Below are 6,345 nucleotides of genomic sequence, written 5' to 3'. Positions count from 1 at the left end.
GCGTATGGCATGGCACGCACTTCTGCTCGAGGATGGGAGACACGTCCCAGGCGTAACTGACCGGTGGGGGCGACTGACAGGCACAGAGGGAGAGTGCGGACGCCGCGAGCACGACGACAACGCGCTCGCGGGCGATATCATGGGGCGGAGGTTCCCTTGCCGGCGCGCAGGCGACAGAGATGTTGCTTCCGGGCCGGTGTGGAGGGTTCCCTGCCGATTTGCCGGTCTGGGTGTTATCTCCCACAAGCGTTGCCTTCAAGGTACGAAGTACCATCAAGCGGGTGATAATTCGATGTGGTCAGTCCCGCATTGTCCCGTGCGATGCACGCGAGATTTTCGACACTTTTCAGAATGCCGTTGCGCAGCTCGCTTCTCATGACAAAGGGGCCGACGATGGGTGGGATATAGAAATCCGGTTCCATTTCGGCGATGTAGATCACCGTGCTCCCGTTTCCGTCCGGCAGGATCCCCCTGCGTAGACCCCGTCGTTGTCCTTGATGGACAGCTCACCGAACTCGCCGGCCATCAGGTTACAGGCAATGCTGAGGAGGTAGGCTCGGAAACCGAGCCACTATAAACACCCAGTATATTCTAAAACACTGATGAGTTTTCTTATCCATGATACGAATCAATGAGGCCGGCCTGATTGAGGTAATCTAAGCGCACGCCTTCGAAGAATGGCACACTACGTCGGGAAAACCCCGTGGAATGGGGCCGAGACGGGTCCAATGAGGGGATTTCGGGGCAGGTGTCAGTTGTTGCGAGCACCCTGATCGACCCAGGTGCGCAGGACCTCCATCTCTTCCTCGGACAGGAGTATGCAGTCTCTCAGTTCATTCGAATTCACGTGAATGCGCCTTTCCCCCGCCATGTTAAAGATGCTGTGCCGGCTGTCTCCGGGCTCAATGATGGGGCCGTAGTAGGTTCCCTGAATGATTCCTTCGTAGGACGCCATGTCGAGTCCGACGATGTTGTAACCCTCGCCGTCGGGTGGGGTGTGACATGTCACGCATTTCTTCTTGAGGATCGGGGACACGTCACGCGAGTAGCTCACCTCGGGGGTGGAGCGGCAACCGGAAAGGGCGATCGCCAGGGTCGCGAGCCCGGCGGTAGCCATCGCCCGTATCATCGCTCGCCGTCGTGACCGCGGGATTGGTTGGGCCATCGTCCTGTTCACCGGCAGGTGAACGGATATCGGATCGCTACGGGGTACCGTCGGGTCAACTGCCACAATCGGAGTACTCGGTGTACGGATAGCCATCGCGCGCGATGCGACCCCTGGGGACGAGCCCGCCGTTGATCCGGGCGATGCATTCCAGCCTTTCGAAGCTCGTCACGACGCTCTCGCGCATCTTGATCTTCAGGACAAAACGGCCGACGACGGGCGGTAGGTAGAAGTCCGGTGTCATCTGCGCATCGTAGATCACCTTGGTGGCCTCATCACCGTAGGGCAGGATCCACCATTCGGTGGTGGCGGACTTGAAGTCGCTGTTCCGGGGGTCGGTCTCCACGCGCAGATACCAGGGACTGTCTTCATGCACACTCTGCATTCGGTTGATCTTCAGGCAGCGAAACCAGACACAGTCTTCGATCAGGGTCCGCACCCGGGTCGTGCCCGGTTCGGCTGGAGGAAGCACCTCGCTTTCCGTAATCGAAGGATTGAGCCGGTAGATATGCTCGAAATCGGTCAGTACCTTGTAGACCTGATCGGCGGGTGCGTCCACCCGCATCACCGTTCTGATGTGATAGGTGCCATCGTTATCTGTAACACTCAGTTCCTGGAGTTCGCCGGCCTCCAGGCCGCAGACGATCGCCAGCAGGAGCCAGTGTGCGCCCGCCAGTCTGGCCGCATGCCTCCGCCGCCTCCCCGACCGAGGCCTGTGAGCGGACATTGCGCGTATAAGACGGCCCATATTCGTCTCATGGGCAAGGGTTCCCGCAAGGTGCAGGGGAAGGTGTCACCTGCCCGTATACCAACCCAAGTCTAATCCAGGCGACAGGTGCGTGTCTTCGGATTCGGCGTTGGCAAATACGGACCATGGCGTGCGCGCTCGTGGCCCAGGCGCCTGCGTCGCAGCCGGTAAGACTCAACCCGGGCGACCTCTCCTTTCTGACCGCCTCGATCAGCAGGTCCAGCACGGGGCCGAGGCTGTTTTATCGCGCTTTCGGAAAAAGGACTCGAACCCGGATCGGATGCGTCTGACCTTGGAGGTGACGTCCGCTAATCCCTCCCTGATCTCCCGGTCCAGCACCTCGACGAGTTCCTCGAACTGCGCCGCGATGTCGTAGCCGTTGTCTTCGACGATGGAGTCCGTGGCTTCCTCGATATCGGTTCCATTCCTGGTGGTTGGCGAGGGGGCGATTCGTTGCGCCTCTGCTCCTGCATCGACCGGCGCCTGTTGCGCAGCCCGCAGGGCGTCGAGTTGCACCCTGATATCTTCGAACAGGCTGCCGATCGACTCGATCGCGATGTTGTCGGTGGGGGCGGGAATCCCGCCCTGAACCATGGCCAGGTCGACGCCACCGTTGTCGCCCGTCAGACGCTTCAGGGTCTCCAGGGATCCCGCCGTCTCCACGAGCTCCAGCGTGCAGCCGTCGCGGGCCAGGATGCGCTGGTATTGCATTGCATCGTGGTAATAGGCGCCGTCCCGGCTGCCGGTGGCAATGGAAATCCGGTCCGGTGGGGCAGGTTGCACGAACTGGCAGGTCACGACGAAACCGATCAGGACGACCAGCGCCGCCCCGCCCCAGGTCGTGGCGAAGTCCAGAACGCCTGACCGCTTGCCTGGTTTTCTGTCTCGTGGCATCGAGCGAACCCGGTAAGTCGCCTCCGAGAATCGATTGTAGAAGTGCGGGATCAACGCCACACTGGGCGTGGTGGAGTCGTCGCCGCACAAGCGTCGGCCGGGTTGTGGAACACGGCCTGGCGGGCCAATGGACGGGCATCACCCGACCGGGTTTTCCAGCGTGCCGATGGGCTCGATGTTGACGGTTACGACGTCACCGGATTGAAGAAAGCGGGGCGGTTTGAAGCCCATGCCGACCCCGGCCGGCGTCCCGGTGGCGATGATGTCGCCCGGTTCCAGTGTCATCGTGGCGGAGAGCGTCTCGATGAGACACGGGATGTCGAAGATCAGGTCCGCCAGTAATCCATCCTGGCGAGGTTCCCCATTCACCCGGGTCCGCACCCGCAATTCTCCCACCTCGGGAACGGCGTCGGCGGTGAGCAGCGCCGGACCCATGGGGCAGAATCCGTCGAGACTCTTGCCGATGAACCACTGCTGATGGCGCCTCTGCAGGCGGCGCGAGGTCACGTCGTTGAGGATGGTGTAGCCGTAGACATGTCTCATGGCATCCGCTTGGGAGATGCCGCGGCCGCCCGTGCCGATCACCACCGCCAGCTCGCCCTCGTAGTCGACCGATTCGGTGGGATCGAGGTGGCCGGGAATCGTTTCTCCCGGCCCGATGACCGTATTGGCGGCCTTGGTGAAGACGATGGGATGTACGGGGACGATGTCTTCGACCTTTCCTCCGCCAGCGGGAAGCGACTGCACCTCGTGGGCGTGTTCCCGGTAGTTCTTGCCGATGCAGAGGATGTTGCGCGCCGGACGCGGTATGGGCGCCAGCAGCGTCAGGCCCGTGAGCGGTCTTCGGCCGGCCCCCGACTCCACGGCGCGTCTCACGGTCTCCAGTGCCGTATCTCCGGCGGCGATGAGTTCGAGCAGGGACCTCGGCAATCCGTCTGCGGCCCGCGAGAGGTCGACGACCTCGTCATTTTGCCGATCGAGGGCCCCGATCCGCGTCGGGTCATCGTCCCTGAAAGTCACCAGCAACATACCGTGGTCCCCATCCGTATGGATTTATCGAGCGCCTTCGCCGGGCGGTGAGCAAGAAGCTTACCCGTGGTGACACTCAAGCGAAAGCGATTGCCCCTGCCGGCGCCGATTGTCTCGTTTGTGCCTGGCAATGGGGTGTCGTTTTCACTAAGCTTCCGGCCTTGGTGGAGACTCGTTAAAAACGATTCGGGGAACGGCATGCGGAAGACCTTCACGGAAGTCGGAAGTGCGGTGCTCCTGCTCTGGGTGTTTGTCGCCCTGGCGGGATGTCAGACGAAAAAGGATACCTACGATCCGGTGCCAGCGATTCAGGATATCACCGCGGGATCATCCCTGGTGCTGCTCAAACAGGTGGTCGTTTCGCGCGGTGTTCCGGCGACGGTATTTCAGAACGGACGGATCGTCGAAGCGCACGAGCTCCGTAACGACATGCCCTATTGCAGGCTGGAACTGGGTCAGCCCCCCGGCAACGATCTCGAGGTCAAACCACAGACCATCCCGGTGAAAACCGTTGATTACGACGATCGGCGGGTCGGGGACTCCAACGAGAAGGTCTCGGTGATGAAGGTCACGTTGGGCGCAACGGACACCAATCCCTTCCGGCGCATGAACTGCCTGTGGCCGGTACCCAGCGCCACGCCAAACTTCGTGACCGCCGAGGACATCGCCGCCACCCTGGGCGGATACTTTTCCATCGAGGAACCCGGCTAGCCTGGCCTGCGAGACGGGGGGCGAGGAATGCAGCCGACCCGGATACCGCTAAGCGTGGAACATTGCAAACCGGTGCTGACGCCGGGAGCAACTGGATCATCGAGTAAATCTCGGATGCATCGCTGACAACCTTCTTGCGCCATGTGATTTATACTTTTCGTACATGCGCTTGGCGCGTAACTACTCAGCCTGACAATAAATGTTGTCGATGCTCTGGCCAACGCATTTGGTGGTGCCCCTTTTATGCCGCGGTAAGGAATAGCTTCGTTCGGGGCTGAGTAGTTACGATTTATAAGGCATTATTGAGCGGTACTGTGCTCCTCATTTCCGATCATCCTGCGGGCATCAATACCAGCTCGCCTGAGAATAAAGACCCTACTTTTCACATGCAACCGCCGATATGGCAGCAGAGTATATTCTTGAACTACGACGAAAAAGGGGCTCTCCACTTCCAGTGGAATATGCGATCGGAACCTCAGAGGGAAAAGCGCGCACAAACCGAGCACTTCAGGGTTCTGTTTCGCCACGCTAATTTTTTATTTGTGGGAAATCTTGCGGGAAGTATCGCCCTGACTGTCGGGTTGTGGGATACCGCCCAACACAGTCTGCTGATCGCGTGGTTAGTCGTCGTAATCGTGTTCAATGTCGCCAGATTGGTGATGTGGCAACGAGTTCCGAATGGATTCAAAGGCGAAGCAAAATCGCACCGTCTGGAGAAATGGTTCTTAGCATCGATAGTAATTTCCGGCATTCTCTGGGGGTTGGCGGGGGGCCTGTTTTACGTCTCGGATCAGCCGGAAAACAGTCTATTTCTGACAGTTTTTATTGTAGCAATGTGCGCAGCGGCTACTGCATCCCTTTCATATCATCGCTTCGCGTATCCCGTGTTTCTACTGCCTGCAATCACTCCCGTTACGCTGCATCTGATCTCGGATAACTTAATGGTTGCAAAGGTCATCGGAGTGGTTATCCCGGTTTACTTCACGTTGCTGTATCTGCTTTCTCGGAAAATCTACCAGACGGCGCATGAGTCGATTATTGGCCGAATCAACAGCCAATATCAGGCCACCTTTGATCACCTCACCGGTGTGGCTAATCGGCGCGCGTACGAGGCAGCAATGAAGCGAGAGTGGTACCGCGCCATGCGCGGTAAGCAAGTGCTATCACTGGTAATAGCGGATATAGACGACTTTAAACGATGCAACGATACGCATGGACATGCAGTTGGCGATCGGGTCCTCAGATCGGTCGCCGAAGTATTGGAACAGCACATACGGCGCGGCGCCGATGTGGTAGCGCGTGTGGGTGGAGAAGAGTTTGCTATCATCTTGCCAGGGACTCACCTTGATGATGTATTGGCGCTGGCGGAAGCAATCAGAGTCGATGTAAGGACCCTGGCTGAAAGCCATGACAAGCAAATTCCCGAAGTGACAATGAGTTTCGGCGTATCGAGTGTAGTACCCGACAGTTCTCTCGACGCGGGGTTGTTGTTCAACCGTGCAGACGCTGCCCTTTACAAAGCTAAGAGAGAAGGGAAAGACAGAGTCGAGACCGTCGAGGCTCAATGACCGCTACCAGCTCGTGACGTGCCCTTTGTTGGTTCCGTCTATAGCGGAAGCGCGAGAATAGTAGGTAACGTTTTTGAAATCGGTACCATTTTCCCAAGCGCGACTTGATGGTTTCGTTTTTGCCCTATAGAACTGGGGACTCGAACGAGTGGATCGATCGCAGTCATTAACATCCGCCGGATTCGTATCAGACAATTCAAGTTCACTTTGGACCGTACCAAGGAGGTTGT

Annotated in this window: 8 protein-coding genes; 2 read left to right on the top strand and 6 right to left on the bottom strand. The window is 58.7% G+C overall.

Annotation, left to right across the window (positions count from 1 at the left end; all coding sequences use genetic code 11):
• The 6 genes from LJE91_05750 to LJE91_05725 all read right to left on the bottom strand — a co-directional run.
• Nucleotides 1-244, bottom strand: a 244-nt coding sequence (locus LJE91_05750) for a hypothetical protein (GenBank protein ID MCG6868240.1), incomplete at its 3' end; no start/stop codon positions are given.
• The gene (locus tag LJE91_05745; GenBank protein MCG6868239.1) at nucleotides 234-440 is read right to left on the bottom strand and encodes a hypothetical protein; all 207 of its coding nucleotides are present in this window, start codon (nucleotides 438-440) and stop codon (nucleotides 234-236) included. The genes LJE91_05745 and LJE91_05750, both read right to left, overlap by 11 nt.
• Nucleotides 441-751: 311 nt before the next feature.
• Nucleotides 752-1,165, bottom strand: coding sequence for a hypothetical protein (locus LJE91_05740; protein ID MCG6868238.1), 414 nt, complete (start codon nucleotides 1,163-1,165; stop codon nucleotides 752-754).
• A gap of 55 nt (nucleotides 1,166-1,220) precedes the next feature.
• On the bottom strand, nucleotides 1,221-1,913 hold the full coding sequence (locus LJE91_05735) for an SRPBCC family protein (protein MCG6868237.1): 693 nt from the start codon (nucleotides 1,911-1,913) through the stop codon (nucleotides 1,221-1,223).
• Between the two features lie 210 nt (nucleotides 1,914-2,123).
• Nucleotides 2,124-2,807, bottom strand: coding sequence for a hypothetical protein (locus LJE91_05730; protein ID MCG6868236.1), 684 nt, complete (start codon nucleotides 2,805-2,807; stop codon nucleotides 2,124-2,126).
• A 138-nt stretch (nucleotides 2,808-2,945) separates the two neighbouring features.
• Complete coding sequence (locus LJE91_05725) at nucleotides 2,946-3,836, bottom strand: fumarylacetoacetate hydrolase family protein (protein ID MCG6868235.1); 891 nt, start codon at nucleotides 3,834-3,836, stop codon at nucleotides 2,946-2,948.
• Nucleotides 3,837-4,034: 198 nt separating this feature from the next.
• On the opposite strand from LJE91_05725, the gene LJE91_05720 reads away from it, so the two are divergent.
• Both LJE91_05720 and LJE91_05715 read left to right on the top strand, forming a co-directional pair.
• The gene (locus tag LJE91_05720; GenBank protein ID MCG6868234.1) at nucleotides 4,035-4,547 is read left to right on the top strand and encodes a hypothetical protein; all 513 of its coding nucleotides are present in this window, start codon (nucleotides 4,035-4,037) and stop codon (nucleotides 4,545-4,547) included.
• Between the two features lie 419 nt (nucleotides 4,548-4,966).
• Nucleotides 4,967-6,115: a GGDEF domain-containing protein gene (locus tag LJE91_05715; GenBank protein MCG6868233.1), complete on the top strand. Its 1,149-nt coding sequence runs from the start codon at nucleotides 4,967-4,969 to the stop codon at nucleotides 6,113-6,115.
• The last annotated feature ends 230 nt before the right edge of the window (nucleotides 6,116-6,345 follow it).

It is taken from the genome of Gammaproteobacteria bacterium (assembly GCA_022340215.1).
Lineage (GTDB): Bacteria > Pseudomonadota > Gammaproteobacteria > JAJDOJ01 > JAJDOJ01 > JAJDOJ01.
This window is presented reverse-complemented; position numbering and strand designations above follow the sequence as displayed.